The sequence below is a fragment of the Salibaculum griseiflavum genome, from assembly GCF_003129565.1.
Taxonomy (GTDB): domain Bacteria; phylum Pseudomonadota; class Alphaproteobacteria; order Rhodobacterales; family Rhodobacteraceae; genus Salibaculum; species Salibaculum griseiflavum.
In genome coordinates this window covers 75,693-91,425 of sequence record NZ_QETF01000002.1, presented here as the reverse complement: position 1 = coordinate 91,425, position 15,733 = coordinate 75,693, and the positions used below count along the sequence as shown (strand labels likewise).

The window sequence follows — 15,733 nt, the reverse complement described above, 5'->3', positions numbered from 1 at the left end:
CGGAGAATAAAGCCCCATGCAGGACGAGCAGGCAGAGAAGGCCCAAAGCGCCCCCGACGGGAGCGCCGACAGGGGCGCGGGTCAGAAGGACGCAGGGCGGCGGCACTATTGGCGCCGGCGTCTTCTTCGTCGCGCCGTGTTCCTGATCGTGGTGGCGCCGGTCGCCGCGATCCTCGTCGTTGCGCTGCTCATGATCGACAAGGAGGTGGCCGCGCCGAGCTGGTTGACCGAACGGGTCGAGGCGCGTGCCGAACAGGCCCTGGCCGGCGGAAGTCTGAATTTCGGCGAGATGACCTTGACGGTGGGTCACGACCTGCATCCGCGTATCGTCCTGCGCAATTCGGTCCTGCGCGATCGGGACGGTATCCCGCTGGCGCGGGTGCCACGGATCGAGGGGCTGGTGTCGCCGCGTGGGGTGCTCAAGGGCCGGTTGCTGGCGCAGGAGGTCGTGCTGTCGGGCGCGCAGCTTCAGGTGCGCCGCGCCGCCGATGGCACCGTGGCGGTGGCCTTCGACAGTGGCGCCGGCGAGGCCGGGCGGGCGGATACATTTCTTGGGCTCATCGACCAGTTGGATGCCATGTTCGCCCATGGCGCACTGGAGGCCCTGGAACAGGTTCAGGCGACGGGGCTCATCATCAACTTCTCCGACGCGCGGGCCGGGCGCAACTGGACGGTGGACAATGGCCGCATCACGCTTGACCTGCGGGATGCCGAGACGGTGCTGTCCGCCAACATCGCGCTGCTGTCCGGGCGCGACTACGTCAGCACGGCCGAATTCACCTATCGCAGCCCGCGCGGCAGCGCCGAGGCCGATTTCGGAGTGACGATCACCGAGATGGCCGCTGCCGACATCGCGAGCCAATCGCCCCTGCTGAGCTGGCTGGGCGTTCTCGAGGCACCGATCTCGGGCGCGTTGCGCGGTGTGGTGAACGAGGACGGGGCGCTGACCACGGCCAGTGCCACGTTGCAGATCGGGCAAGGCCGTCTGCAACCCACGGCTCAAACCCGGCCGATCCCGTTCGAGGGCGCGCGGACCTACCTGACCTACGATCCGGCCGACGCGCGGCTTGGCTTCGATCTGATCGAGGTGGATAGTGACTGGGGCGCGCTCAGCGGGGCGGGTCATGCCTATCTGCGGGAATTCGACGCGGGATGGCCGGGGGCGATCCTGGGCCAGGTTCGGATCGGGGAATTGCGGATCAATCCTGCCGATCTCTATCCCGAGCCACGTGACATCGGGGCGGCCAGCGCGGATTTCCGGTTGCGGCTGGATCCCTTCACGCTCGATCTCGGAGAGGCGGTGCTGGAAAATGGCGGCACCCCGCTGCGCCTGTCGGGCCGGGTTCGCGCCGCCTCTGAAGGCTGGGCCGTCGCGGTGGACGCCGCCGCCGAAACGCTGGACACCCAGAGCGCGCTTGCCCTGTGGCCCGAGGCCTTCAAACCGCGCACGCGGGGCTGGTTCGCCGACAATCTGCTGGGCGGCACGCTGTCGAACCTGACCTATGTGCATCGGTCCTCGCCAGGGCAGGATCCGCGCACCGCGCTCAACCTCGATTTCTCGGACGCCTCGCTCCGCGCCCTGCGCGATCTGCCACCCATCGAGGCCGCTGCCGGGACCTTGTCCGAGATCGACCGCCGCCTCGTCATGTCCTTGGATCGGGGCCACATCGTGGCCGCCCAGGGCGGCCGCCTCGATCTGGGCGGGTCGGTCATGACCATTCCGCGCACCGGTCCGAATCCACCCGCGCAATTCGATCTGTCGATCGACGGCACGATCACCGCCGCCATGTCGGTGCTGTCCGGCCCGCCCTTCAATGCGCTGGCCGGATCGGACTTACCCGTGGCCCTGGCCGATGGCCGGGGCACGATCAAGGTGACGCTGGACACGATCCTGAAAAGGGATGTGCCGCGCGAAGATCGCAGCTGGCGCGCCGAGGCGGCGTTGCGGGGCGTCCGGTCCGAGGTGCTGATCCCGGGCCGGTCGCTGTCGGCCGCGGCCCTGAGCGTGCAGGCCGAGACCGACAGTCTGACCATCAGCGGCGGGATCGAGGTGGACGGGCTGCCAGCCCAGGCCGTCTATGCGCGGGCGCTGGGTCCGGGATCGGGCGGAACCGGGCGCATCACGGCAGACGTTCCGCTTGGGCCGCAGTTCCTGGAGGTCTTCGACATCACCCTGCCGCCGGGCGCGGTGACGGGCGCAGGCACCGGACAGCTGGAACTGGACCTGTCGCAGCCCGAGGGGCCGGGTTTCACCCTGACCTCCGACCTCGCGGGGGTGGGGTTGTCGCTGTCGTCCATCGGATGGGCCAAAGCCGCAGGGGAAACTGGCCGGTTCGAGCTGGCCGGCCAGTTGGGCGACACCCCGCGTATCGACCGCATCGCGCTGGAGGCAGCGGGGCTGTCGGCAGTGGGCGCGATCACGCTTTCTCCCGATGGCGGGCTGGAGAGCGCCCTGTTCAGCCAGCTGCGGATCGGGGACTGGTTCGACGCGCCCGTGACGCTTGTGGGGCGTGGCGACGGCCAACCCGCCGAGATCCGTCTGAATGGCGGCACGCTGGACCTGCGCCGCGCCCGCTTCGGTGCCGGCGCAGGCGAGGCCGGGCCGATGACCATTGCGCTCGACCGGTTGCAGGTCAGCGAGGGAATCGCCCTGACCGGGTTTCGCGGAGACTTCACCGGCGCCGGCGGCCTGTCGGGCACCTTCACGGGCGCGGTCAACGGGGGCACGGCGGTGCAGGGCACGCTGGTGCCGATCGAAGGCCGCTCGGCCGTGCGTCTGCGCAGCGCCGATGCGGGCGGGGTGTTCCGCTATGCAGGGCTGCTGGGGAACGGTTTTGGCGGCGACATGGACCTGACCCTCCGGCCTGCCGGGGCCGAGGGCACCTATCTGGGCCGCCTTCAGGCCCGTGATCTGCGGGTGCGCGACGCCCCGGCGCTGGCCTCCTTGCTCGATGCGATCTCGGTGGTGGGGTTGCTGGCGCAGATGGGCGGGCAGGGGCTACTCTTCAACGATGTGGAGGCCGATTTCACCCTCACGCCCGACCGGATCACGGTGCAGAACGCGAGCGCGGTGGGGCCGGGACTGGGCCTGTCCCTCGATGGCGTCTACGGGTTGGCGAGCCGTCGCATGGATTTCCAGGGCGTGATCTCGCCCTTTTATGCGCTCAACGGGATCGGGGCGATCCTGACGCGGCCGGGCGAGGGGCTGATCGGCTTCAACTTCACCCTTCAGGGATCGGTTGACAGCCCGCGCGTTCTGGTCAATCCGCTGTCGGCACTGACCCCCGGCATGTTCCGGGAGATTTTCCGCCGCCCGCCGCCACAACCAACGCAATAGTCGCCCCATGAAACTCTCGGATTTCGATTTCGACCTGCCGGATGAGCTGATCGCCACCCGGCCCGCACGCCCCCGCAGTTCCGCCCGTCTGCTGGTGGCCGAGGGCGACCGCATCACCGATCGTCACGTGCGCGACCTGTGCGACGTGCTGCGCCCGGGCGACCGGCTGGTGCTGAACGACACGAAGGTGATCCCGGCGCGGCTTTTCGGCACCCGCACCCGTGGCGCGGCGCAGGCCCATATCGAGGTCACGCTGCTGGAGCCGCGCGCCGATGGCACCTGGGCGGCGCTGGTCAAGCCGCTGCGCAAGCTCAAGGAGGGTGAAGAGGTCGTGTTCTCGCCCGACCTCTCCGCCACGATGGAGGGGCGCGAGGACGGGCAAGCTCGGTTGCGGTTCAACCTGACCGGAGAGGATTTCGACGCCGCGCTGGAGGCGGCGGGCCAGATGCCCCTGCCGCCCTATATCGCCGCCAAGCGACCCGCCGACGCCGCCGACAAGACCGATTACCAGACGATCTGGGCGAAAGAGACCGGGGCGGTGGCCGCCCCGACCGCCTCTTTGCACTTCGAGGACTGGCTGCTGGCCGATCTGGCCGCCATGGGCGTGACCTTTACCCATGTGACCCTGCATGTGGGGGCGGGCACCTTCCTTCCGGTCAAGGTCGATGACATTTCCGAGCACAAGATGCATGCCGAATGGGGCCGTGTGACCCGGCAGGCGGCGGACGAGATCAACGCGACCCGCGCCACCGGGGGCCGGATCATCCCGGTGGGCACCACGGCCCTTCGGCTGATCGAAAGCGCGGCGGATGAGGGCGGCATGGTCCCCTGGGAAGGCAAGACCGACATCTTCATTACCCCCGGCTTCAGGTTCCGCATTGCCGACGGGTTGATGACGAACTTCCACCTGCCGAAATCCACGCTCATGATGCTGGTCAGCGCCATGATGGGGGTGGAGCGGATCCGGGCGATCTACGATCACGCGGTCGCGGAGCGCTATCGCTTCTTCAGCTACGGGGACAGTTCGATCCTGTTTCCGCAGGGCGATTAGGCGCGGCCGGTCCGGCTGTCGCGCCGGACGCACGATTCCCCGTTGAATTCCTGTGTCGCTGGCGTGTTATGCCGGGACGCGAACGACACCGACTCACCCCCGAGTCCCCCATAGGATGACCTCATGATTCCCGTGCTGCGCAATTCCTGGCCCCTGTTTCTGGGCATGTTCATGTTGATGATGGGCAACGGCCTGCAATCGACCCTTCTTGGTGTGCGCGGCGGGTTGGAGAATTTCTCGACCCTCCAGATGTCCATCGTCATGTCGGGCTATTTCGCCGGGTTCCTGCTGGGGTCGCGGATCACCCCCGAACTGATCCGGCGCGTGGGCCATGTGCGGGTCTTCGCCGCGCTCGGCTCGACCGTGTCGGCGGTGCTGATCCTTTATCCCGTGCTGGTCGATGTCTGGGCCTGGTCCATCGGGCGCGTGTTGATCGGGTTGTGCATTTCCGGCGTCTACATCACCGCCGAGAGCTGGCTGAACCACTCGGCGACCAATGAAACCCGTGGTCAGGCGCTGTCCGTCTACATGATCGTGCAGATGGGTGGGATCATCCTGGCGCAATACGTGCTGACACTGGGGGATGCGGCGGGCTACGTTCTGTTCATTATCCCGTCGGTGCTTGTGTCACTGTCCTTCGCGCCGATCCTGTTGTCGGTCTCGCCGACCCCGGCGACAGAGACCACCAAGCCCATGCGCCTGCGCAACCTGGTCGAAGCATCACCGCTCGCAGCCGTGGGGATGTTCCTGTTGGGCGGCGTTTTCGCGGCGCAATTCGGTATGGTGGCGGTCTACGGCTCGGAGGCGGGGCTGAGCGTCGGCCAGATTTCCCTGCTGGTCTCGGTGATCTTCACGGCCTCGCTGGTCGCGCAATTCCCCATCGGCTGGCTGTCGGACCGCATGGACCGGCGTATCCTGATCGTCTGGGCTGCGACCATCGGCGGCATCGGCGGCCTGATCGCGGCCTTTCTGGGCAACAGCTTCATCCTGCTGCTGGTCGGGGCGGCGATGGTCGGGGGCATGTCCAACCCGCTCTATGCGCTGCTGATCGCCTATGCCAATGACTTCCTCGAACATGACGACATGCCTGCGGCCTCGGCCGGGTTCATCTTCATCAACGGGATCGGCGCGATCCTGGGGCCGATCGTCATGGGCTATGCCATGGGGCAGCTGGGGATCTATGCATTCTGGTTGCTGGTCGCGTTCCTGATGCTTGGCCTGGCCGGCTATGGCCTGCTGCGCATGATTCAACGACCCACGCAGGACGATTTCAGCGTCGAGGACATGACCTCCTATGCGCCGGTCTCGCCGGCCGGCTCGCCCGTTGCGGTCGAGGTCGCGCAGGAACTCTACATTGAAACTGAGTTGGAAGAGCAACAGTCAGATGACCAAGGGTAATCCGCTCCGTTGCCAGGTCTTTGCCTTTCTGCAACGGTTTCATGACAGGCAGGGACAGGCGGCATGAAAGGACAAGCCATGGTCACCCCCGAGCAGATCGTATCCTTCTGGCTGGACGAGGTCGGCCCGAAGGGCTGGTATGCGGTCGATGACACGGTCGATGCAGAGATCCGCAAGCGGTTCGAGGCGATCTGGCAGGAGGCGCGTGAAGGCGCCTGCGGCCTGTGGCTGACCAACGCGCTCGGCACTTTGGGCTATATCATCCTGACCGACCAGTTCCCCCGCAACATGTTCCGCGACGATCCGCGGGCGTTCGAGACGGATCGGTCGGCGCGGGCGGCCAGCAAGGTGGCGATCGACCGGGGCTGGGACAAGCGCATCGCGGAACCGGCGAGGCAGTTCTTCTACCTGCCGCTGGTCCATTCCGAGAACCTGTGCGACCAGGAACGCGCGGTGCGCCTGATGGCGGCACGGATGCCCGAAACCGGGGCGGAAAACCTGCGCCATGCCAAGGCGCATCGCCTGGTGATCCGCGACTTCGGCCGTTTTCCCTATCGCAATGCGGCCCTCGGCCGCGAAACCAGCGATGCCGAGGCGGAGTGGATGAAGCAGGGCGGCTACATGACGGCGCTGCAAGCCGTTGATGCCGCGGCAGAGCCGACGCCTGCGTAATTCTGCCATCGTCGACGGACCGACCGCGTTTTGACGAAAATGCACTGGATTTGATGCCGGGCGATTAAGCTCGGTGAAACCGTGTTTGCCTAGTGTCCCCTTTCATTGGAGATCGTCCCGGGGGCCATGGCACTGTGAAAGATGGAAAGGTCAAACCGTCCGAAGGGCTGGACCACTGGCTCGTGGAGCCCGACGGCGAAGGCGTCCGTGACGAGCTTGCCCTGGCCGAGCAGATCATGAACATCATGGAACAGGGTATCCTCGTCTGGACCGCGGACGGTATCTGCGAGCTGCACAATACCCGCATATTCGACGTGCTGGAACTGAACGGGGACGACCTGGCCATCGGCACGACTCGCGAGGAATTCCGCGATCGCGCCGTGGCTCGCGGCGAAATGTCAGCAGAGGATCGCGAAGGGTCGGCCGCGCGCATCAAGGCTCACCAGCCTTATTCCTTCGACCGGCACCTGCCCTCGGGGCGGGTCGTTCTGACAAATGCGCGCCCGGCGCGGGGCGGCGGCTATGTCGTGACCTTCACCGACGTCACCCGCGAACGCGCGGCGGCACGAGAACTGACCCGCGCCAAGCGCGAGGCCGAGGCGGCGCAGAAGAAGTCGCAAGAGGTGCTGGAACAGGAGCGCGCACGCCAGGTCGCGGCGCGCCAGCTTTCGGAACTCGATGAATGGTTGCAATCATGCAAGTCCCTCGATGAGCTTTACATGATCGTCACCCGCTTCATGGAGCGCTTGTTGCCGGGCTCGCAGGGCGAGCTGTATCTCTATTCCAATTCCCGGGACGGGTTGGTCGGCACCTGCAACTGGAACACGACCGATCTGCACCACCATGTCACCGCCGACAGCTGTTGGTCGCTGCGGCGGGGCCGGTCCTACGAATACAGCGCCGAGGGGCTGTGTTTCCTATGCGATCACGTGGCCGATCACGACCACAAGGTCGCGGTCAAGGAATACCTGTGCGTGCCCATCGTGGCCCATGGCGACACGGTCGGATTGCTGCATATCCGCTTCGGCGGCAAACCGGGCGGCAGTGCTGACCTGCAGCATCACGGCGATCTGGCCCTGCGCTGCGCGGAACACATCGCCATGGCCATCGCCAATGTGAAGCTGCGTGACGAATTGCACGACCAATCGATCCGCGACCCCCTGACCGGCCTTTATAACCGGCGCTACTTCATGGATGCCCTGCGCCGCGAAATCGGTGTCGCCGATGGCGGTGGCCCGGGATTCGGGCTGATTTCCTTCGATGCGGACAAGTTCAAATCCTTCAACGACAATCACGGTCATGACGCGGGCGATATGGTTTTGCGTGCGATCTCGGAGCAGCTGTTCACCACCTTCGATCCAGCGGACATTTGTTGCCGCATGGGGGGCGAGGAATTCGCTGTTTGCCTTCCGGGCAAGGATCTCGACCAGGTCGAGGCCGCCGCCGAGGCCATGCGCCAGGACATCGCCGCGCTTCAGATCCGCACGGCCTATACGGTGCTGCCGAAGGTGACGGTTTCGGCCGGTGTGACGGCCTATGGCGGCGGGGGCGGGGCCTCGCCTAACAGCCTTCTCAAATGCGCCGACGACGCGCTCTATCGCGCCAAGGACGGGGGACGTAACAGGGTCTGCCGTGCCGAATGGGGCGGGCCCGCCGCACAGGGCTAGGCCAAGCAGCCCCCGCGGCAACTGCATAGCCGCCATGAATTGCGACCTCTGGATGCGGCAGACAATTTAGTTTAAGGGTAAACTAAATCTGGATGAGGAGGCGCATCAATGGCAGCTCGCAACTTCGACATGATCGTGATCGGGGCCGGTCCGGGAGGCTATGTGGCCGCGATCCGCGGGGCCCAGCTGGGGCTGTCCGTGGCAATCGTGGAACGCGAACACCTGGGCGGGATCTGCCTGAACTGGGGCTGTATCCCCACCAAGGCGATGCTGCGCTCGGCCGAGGTTTTTCACCTGATGGAGCGGGCCAAGGATTTCGGTCTGAGTGCCGACAAGATCGGCTATGATCTGGACGCGGTGGTCAAACGGTCGCGCGACGTTGCCGGCCAGCTGACCAGCGGCATCGGCCATCTGATGAAAAAGAACAAGGTCACCGTCGTGATGGGTGAGGCGACGATTCCCGCAAAGGGCAAAGTGAGCGTCAAAACCGACAAGGGGACCGAAGAGCTGACCGCCAAGAACATCGTTCTGGCCACCGGCGCGCGGGCCCGTGAACTGCCGGGGCTGGAGGCCGATGGCGACCTGGTCTGGACCTACAAGCACGCGTTGCAGCCCAAGCGGATGCCAAAGAAACTGCTGGTCATCGGCTCGGGCGCGATCGGCATCGAGTTCGCCAGTTTCTACAACACGCTGGGTGCTGACACGACCGTGGTCGAGGTCATGGACCGCGTGTTGCCGGTGGAGGACGAGGAAATCTCGAAATTCGCCAAGAAGCAGTTTGAAAAGCAGGGCATGACCATCATGCAGAAGGCCATGGTCAAGCAGTTGGATCGCGGAAAGGGCAAGGTCACCGCTCATATCGAAACCGGCGGCAAGGTCGAGAAACATGAGTTCGACACGGTGATTTCCGCTGTCGGCATCGTCGGCAATGTCGAGGGTCTGGGCCTGGAAGAGCTAGGCGTTAAGGTCGACCGCACCCATGTCGTGACGGATGAATACTGCCGCACCGGGGTCGAGGGTCTTTATGCCATCGGCGATATCGCGGGCGCGCCCTGGCTGGCACACAAGGCCAGCCACGAGGGCGTCATGGTCGCCGACCTGATCGGCGGCAAACACGCGCACCCGGTCAAACCCGAGAGCATCGCCGGCTGCACCTATTGCCATCCGCAGGTCGCCAGTGTCGGCCTGACCGAGGCGCAGGCCAAGGAGCAGGGCTACAAGATCAAGGTCGGCCGCTTCCCTTTCATCGGCAACGGCAAGGCCATCGCCCTGGGCGAACCCGAGGGGCTGATCAAGACGGTGTTCGATGAAAAGACGGGCGAACTTCTGGGCGCGCACATGGTCGGCGCCGAGGTGACGGAACTGATCCAGGGCTACGTGGTGGGCCGTCAGCTGGAAACCACCGAGGAAGACCTGATGAACACGGTCTTCCCGCATCCGACCCTGTCCGAGATGATGCACGAAAGCGTCCTCGACGCCTTCGATCGCGTGATTCACATGTAGGCTGACTCCCTAAAGAGCTCGGCCAGCGCAGGGAAGCGATTGGCCGCGCCAATGGCGTCCGCGCGCCGGTAAGAAATGCGAAAGGGCGGCCCTCGGAAGGCCGCCCTTTCGATTTCATCCCCGTCCGATCACTCGACGGTCAGGGGGGACCGCGCCACGATGGTCCGATCCTGGTTCAGGAAATACCGCACCTCGTACTCGCCCGGCTCCTCGGGCAGGTCGATCTGCACCGGGTTGCCAGTGCGGGTGTAGCGGTAGGTCTCGTAGCGATCCTCGCCGACCCGTCCGATGCCGATATAATCGCTGGGGTAGTCCGGCCCGTCCCATCCGACCATCAGCGTGCCGCCGGCCGCGGCGGTGGCATCATGGGTCAGCTGAACAGTGATTGGCTCGACCGTGATGGCGCGGCGTGCGGCGACTTGCCGGTCCTGGTTCAGGACATAGCGGATCTCGTACTCTCCCGGCGCGACCGGCATGGTCAACTGGCCGGGGTTGCCTTCGCGGGTGTAGACGTAGTTCTCGTAGCCGCCGTCATCGGGGCGCGATACCGCGAGGTAGTCGTTCTGGTAGTCCGGCCCGGCCCAGTCGACCGGGATCGTCGCGCCCATAGGGGCGCTGGCGGCGGCATCGAGCGTGACTTTCAGCGGTGTGACCGTGATCGTCGTCGTGGCGGCCACCTCGCGGTCCTGGTTCAGCACGTAGCGGATTTCATAGGTGCCCGGTTCGGCCGGCATTTGCAGCATCGCGGGATTGCCGGTGCGGGTATAAGCGTAGTTCACGTAGCCGTTCTCGCCGGGGACCGAGACCGCGATGTAGTCGTTCTGGTAGTCGGGACCGACCCAGTCGACGGGGATGCTGTCGCCGGCCACCGCTTCGGCGGGGGCCGAGACGGACAGGGCGATATCCGTCACGGTGATCGGTCGCGTGGCCAAAACCTGCCGATCCTGGTTCAGGATGTAGCGCAGTTCGTAGTCACCCGGTTCCGCCGGCATCTGCAGGCTCAGCGGGTTGCCCTCGCGGGTATAGGTGTAATTGACGTAGCCGCTCTCGCCGGGGACCGAGACGGCGAGGTAGTCGCCATCGCGATCCGGTCCCTGCCAATCGACGCTGATGTCGGCGCCGCGCTCGGCCTCGGCGGGCGCGTCGAGTGTCACCGCCACCTCGGTCACGGTGATCGGCCGAGTGGCCATGACCGTGCGATCCTGGCTCAGAATGTAGCGCAATTCGTAGTCGCCCGGTTCGGGCGGCATCTGCAGGCTCAGAGGCGTGCCCTCGCGGGTGTAGGTATAATTGACGTAGCCGCTCTCGCCGGGAACCGAGACGGCCAGGTAATCGCCGTCATAGTCGGGGCCGGTCCAGTCGACTGGAATGTCGGCTCCGATCTGCGCCTCTTCGGGCCCATCAAGCGTGACCTCGACCGGGGTGATCTCGATCGACGCGGTGGCCAGCACCTCGCGTCCGTCATCGCGGATATAGCGCAGCTCGTAATCGCCCGTCTCGGGCGGCATTTGAAGGGCCACCGGGTTGCCCTCGCGGGTATAGGTGTAATTGACGTAGCCGCTTTCGCCGGGCACAGAGACGGTGATGTAGTCGCCGTCCTCGTTCGGGCCGTCCCAGCCAACCTCGACCGTGTCGCCCAGCGTGGCGCTGGCCGGGCCTATGACCCGGGCCGAGGGGGCAGGGGTCTCAAAGACCAGCGTCACCTCGCGGCCATCGCCAAGGGCGACGAATTGCGCGCTTTGCTCGACTTCCTGCGCGGTCCAATAGGCGGTCGCAGTGTAGGACCCTTCGGCAAGTTCCAGGTTCAGAGGATTGCCCGCCTCACCTTCGGTCACGGCGCCGTCTTCGCCGGACACGTCCCAAAGGACGGGCGTGTCGATCAGGCTGTCGTCGTCCAGCAGCGCTGTGAAGGTCACGGGCACCAGCAGCGGCTCGGGCTCCGGTTGAGGGGCGACCGCCACGGTCTCCAGCGCGTCGGTCAGTTCCTCTGCATTGGCGGCGGTGGTGAAGCTGCCGCCGGTTTCCTCGGCCAGGCACTGCATCTGGGCCAGCGCGTCGGGGTCGGTCACGTCGAAGCCCACCACATGGGCCGTGAAACCGATGCCGGCCTGCTCCAGCGCGCGGGCGGCGGCACAGGGGTCGGGGTTGCAGGTCTCGATCCCGTCCGAGACCAGGATCACGGTCGCCTCTTCCTCGGTGTAGCGCAGCGCCTCGGCGGCGGCGATGACCGCATCGGTCATCGGGGTCTTGCCGCGCGGATTGATGCCATTGACCGCCTCGCGGATCGCCTCGCGATTGCCGGTGCCGGGGGCGACCATGGTTTCGATATCGGTGCAATCCCCGCGGGTTCGGTGGCCGTAGACGGTCAGGCCGAGATTCTCGTCGCCGGGGAAGTCATCAAGGATCGTGCCCACGACCTCGCGCGCGATGACGATCTTGTTGATCCCGTCGATCTGGCCCCACATGGACCCGGACCCATCAAGAACGAGGATCGTATTGGGCCGGTCCTGTGCGTGGGCTGCGAGGGGCAAGATGAGTGAAAGGATCAGGGCAGCGAGGCGTTGCATGAAAATACTCCGGATCAGGTCAATGATCCGGAGTTAAGCATGAACCGACCGAGTCGGCCAAACGCGGCGTTGGTCAGGGTTTCCCGACCTCAGCTGACCTCGCCGCCGGCCCGGGCCCAGTCCTGCAAGCCGCCAAGGTTGTAGACCTCGGTATAGCCCATCTGAAGCATGGCCTGCGCCGCCATCTGGCTGCGGGCGCCCGATGCACAGTAGAGCGCGATCGGTTTGTCGGTTTTCAACGCCTCATGGTGTTCGGGGCTGCGTGGATCGGCCTTCATCTGGAAGGTCGAAAGCGGGATCGCCACGGCCCCCTTGGCCATGCCGGACATGGCACGTTCGGCCGGGTCACGGATATCGACGAGGGTCAGGGTTTCATCGGCCACCTTTGCGATGGCGTCCTGCGGGGCGATGCGGGCCACCTTGGGCCCGGATTGGAACATGTTCAGCATGGGGATACTCCTGATCGCTGTTGTCCACGGTATATACATTAGGAAAATGAAATGTAAAGGGGGCATGCAGACAATCGCACATGTTCGCTTAACGTTCTCATTTTTTGGTTGGAGACTCCCGCGCCATCCCCTATCTGTTAACCCACTGTTCACCGGGGGCGTCATGGCCGAACTCAAGTATATCGAGGTGCGCGGCGCGCGCGAACACAACCTGAAGAATGTCGATGTCGACATTCCGCGGGATGAACTTGTGGTGATCACCGGCCTGTCGGGGTCTGGCAAGTCGTCGCTGGCCTTCGACACGATCTATGCCGAGGGGCAGAGGCGCTATGTCGAAAGCCTCAGCGCCTATGCGCGGCAATTCCTCGACATGATGGAAAAGCCGGACGTGGACCATATCAACGGCCTCAGCCCCGCCATTTCCATCGAGCAGAAGACGACCAGCAAGAACCCGCGCTCGACGGTCGGCACGGTCACGGAAATCTACGACTACATGCGCCTGCTGTTCGCGCGGGTCGGCACACCCTATTCCCCGGCCACCGGCCTGCCCATCGAGGCGCAGCAGGTGCAGGACATGGTCGACCGCGTGATGGCGATGGAGGAGGGGACGCGCGGCTACCTCCTGGCGCCGATCATCCGCGACCGGAAGGGCGAATACCGCAAGGAATTCCTCGAACTGCGCAAGCAGGGCTTCCAGCGGGTCAAGGTGGACGGCCAGTTCTACGAGCTGGACGAGCCGCCGACGCTGGACAAGAAGTTCCGCCACGACATCGACGTGGTGGTCGACCGGATCGTGGTGCGCGAGGGTCTGGAAACCCGGCTGGCGGACAGCTTCCGCACCGCGCTGGACCTGGCCGACGGGATCGCCATTCTCGAGACTGCCCCGCGCGAAGGCGACCCCGAACGCGTCACCTTCAGCGAAAACTTCGCCTGTCCGGTCAGCGGCTTCACCATCCCCGAGATCGAGCCGCGCCTGTTTTCCTTCAACGCGCCCTTCGGGGCCTGCCCGTCTTGTGACGGGCTTGGGGTCGAGCTGTTCTTCGACCCCGCCCTGATGGTGCCGGATGCTACGCTGACCCTCGGCAACGGCGCCATCGCGCCCTGGCGCAAGGGCAAGTCGCCCTATTTCCTGCAAACCATCGAGGCCATCGCCCGACACTACGATTTCGACCGCGGCGCGCGCTGGAAAGACCTGCCGAGAAAGGTGCAGGACGTGTTCCTGTTCGGCTCGGGCGAGGAAGAGATCAAGTTCCGCTATGACGAGGGCGGCCGCGTCTACGAGGTCACGCGCAGTTTCGAGGGGGTCATCCCCAACATGCAGCGCCGCTACCGCGAAACCGACAGCGCCTGGATCCGGGAAGAATTCGAACGCTACCAGAACAACCGCCCCTGTGGCACCTGCGGCGGCTACCGCCTGCGCGAAGAGGCGCTGGCGGTCAAGATTGCCGGGCTGCACGTGGGGCAGGTGGTCGAGATGTCGATCAAGGAGGCGCTGGCCTGGATCGACAGCGTGCCCGAGAGCCTGACCCAGCAGAAGAACGAGATCGCCCGCGCCATCCTCAAGGAGATCCGAGAGCGCCTCGGCTTCCTCAACAATGTGGGCCTCGACTACCTGACCTTGTCACGCAACGCGGGGACGCTCTCGGGTGGGGAAAGCCAGCGCATCCGCCTCGCCAGCCAGATCGGCTCGGGCCTCACGGGTGTGCTCTACGTGCTCGACGAACCCTCCATCGGGCTGCACCAGCGCGACAATGACCGGCTGCTGACCACGCTCAAGAACCTGCGCGACCAGGGCAACACGGTGATCGTTGTCGAACATGACGAAGAAGCGATCCGAGAGGCCGATTACGTGCTCGATATCGGCCCCGGCGCGGGTGTGCATGGCGGCGAGATCATCGCGCGCGGCACGCCGCAGCAGATCATGGACACGCCCGACAGCGTGACCGGCGATTACCTGGCCGGACGGCGCGAGATCGCGATCCCGGCCGAACGCCGCAAGGGCAACAAGAAGACCGTCACGGTCAAGAAGGCCACCGGCAACAACCTGCAAGCCATCGACGTGGATTTCCCACTGGGCAAATTCGTCTGCGTGACGGGCGTGTCCGGCGGTGGCAAGTCGACCCTGACCATCGAAACCCTGTTCAAGACCGCCTCCATGCGGCTCAACGGCGCCCGCCAGACGCCCGCGCCCTGCGAGACGATCAAGGGGCTGGAGCATCTGGACAAGGTGATCGACATCGACCAGCGCCCCATCGGGCGCACGCCGCGCTCGAACCCCGCCACCTACACCGGCGCCTTCACCCCGATCCGCGACTGGTTCGCCGGCCTGCCCGAAGCCAAGGCGCGCGGCTACAAGCCCGGGCGCTTCAGCTTCAACGTCAAGGGCGGGCGGTGCGAGGCCTGCCAGGGCGACGGCGTCATCAAGATCGAGATGCACTTCCTGCCGGATGTCTACGTGGAATGCGAGACCTGCAAGGGTGCGCGCTACAACCGCGAAACGCTGGAAATCCGCTTCAAGGGCAAGAGCATCGCCGACGTTCTCGATATGACGGTCGAAGAGGCGCAGGCGTTCTTCAAGGCCGTCCCCAGCATCCGCGAGAAGATGGATGCGCTGATGCGCGTCGGGCTGGGTTATATCAAGGTCGGCCAACAGGCCACGACCCTGTCCGGGGGTGAGGCGCAGCGCGTGAAACTCTCCAAGGAGCTCAGCAAACGCTCCACCGGCCGCACGCTCTATATCCTCGACGAACCCACCACCGGGCTGCATTTCGAGGATGTGAAGAAACTGCTGGAAGTGCTGCATGAACTGGTCGAGCAGGGCAACACCGTCGTGGTGATTGAGCACAATCTCGATGTCATCAAGACGGCCGACCACTTGATCGATATCGGCCCCGAAGGCGGCGATGGCGGCGGCACCGTGGTCGCCACCGGCACCCCCGAACAGGTGGCCGAGGTCGCCGAAAGCCATACCGGCCGCTATCTGAAACCGATGCTGACCAGCAAGAAAAAGGTCGCCGCCGAATAGCGCCGACCCTGCTCTCATCTCGCCGGAAATACTCTCGGGGGAGTGTGAGGGGGCAGACAGCCCC

At 65.3% G+C, this 15,733-nt stretch carries 9 protein-coding genes; 7 read left to right on the top strand and 2 right to left on the bottom strand.

Features of this window, described 5'->3' with window-relative positions; translation table 11 throughout:
• Positions 1-16 precede the first annotated feature (16 nt).
• The 6 genes from DFK10_RS02290 to lpdA all read left to right on the top strand — a co-directional run bounded on the left by DFK10_RS02290 (position 17) and on the right by lpdA (position 9,628).
• Entirely contained in the window at positions 17-3,337 is a 3,321-nt protein-coding gene (locus DFK10_RS02290) for a YhdP family protein (protein ID WP_109386176.1), read from the top strand.
• Between the two features lie 7 nt (positions 3,338-3,344).
• The gene (gene queA / locus DFK10_RS02285; protein WP_109386174.1) at positions 3,345-4,388 is read left to right on the top strand and encodes a tRNA preQ1(34) S-adenosylmethionine ribosyltransferase-isomerase QueA; all 1,044 of its coding nucleotides are present in this window, start codon (positions 3,345-3,347) and stop codon (positions 4,386-4,388) included.
• 123 nt (positions 4,389-4,511) lie between these two features.
• Positions 4,512-5,786 (top strand): MFS transporter, encoded by a 1,275-nt coding sequence (locus tag DFK10_RS02280; RefSeq protein ID WP_109386172.1) that lies wholly within the window; start codon positions 4,512-4,514, stop codon positions 5,784-5,786.
• A 78-nt stretch (positions 5,787-5,864) separates the two neighbouring features.
• A complete protein-coding gene (locus tag DFK10_RS02275) occupies positions 5,865-6,458 on the top strand; it encodes a DUF924 family protein (protein WP_109386170.1) in 594 nt (197 codons plus the stop codon).
• 134 nt (positions 6,459-6,592) lie between these two features.
• Positions 6,593-8,125, top strand: coding sequence for a diguanylate cyclase (locus DFK10_RS02270; RefSeq protein ID WP_109386168.1), 1,533 nt, complete (start codon positions 6,593-6,595; stop codon positions 8,123-8,125).
• A gap of 108 nt (positions 8,126-8,233) precedes the next feature.
• Positions 8,234-9,628 carry a dihydrolipoyl dehydrogenase gene (gene lpdA / locus DFK10_RS02265; RefSeq protein ID WP_109386166.1) on the top strand — a complete coding sequence of 465 codons (1,395 nt, stop codon included), beginning with the start codon at positions 8,234-8,236 and terminating at the stop codon, positions 9,626-9,628.
• 128 nt (positions 9,629-9,756) lie between these two features.
• Here the strand turns inward: lpdA and DFK10_RS02260 are convergent, their stop codons facing one another.
• Positions 9,757-12,195: a vWA domain-containing protein gene (locus DFK10_RS02260; RefSeq protein WP_109386164.1), complete on the bottom strand. Its 2,439-nt coding sequence runs from the start codon at positions 12,193-12,195 to the stop codon at positions 9,757-9,759.
• Positions 12,196-12,284: 89 nt separating this feature from the next.
• Positions 12,285-12,644: a rhodanese-like domain-containing protein gene (locus DFK10_RS02255; protein WP_235866745.1), complete on the bottom strand. Its 360-nt coding sequence runs from the start codon at positions 12,642-12,644 to the stop codon at positions 12,285-12,287.
• Between the two features lie 163 nt (positions 12,645-12,807).
• Between DFK10_RS02255 and uvrA the strand changes: the two genes are divergently transcribed.
• Positions 12,808-15,669 (top strand): excinuclease ABC subunit UvrA, encoded by a 2,862-nt coding sequence (gene uvrA / locus DFK10_RS02250; protein ID WP_109386162.1) that lies wholly within the window; start codon positions 12,808-12,810, stop codon positions 15,667-15,669.
• The last annotated feature ends 64 nt before the right edge of the window (positions 15,670-15,733 follow it).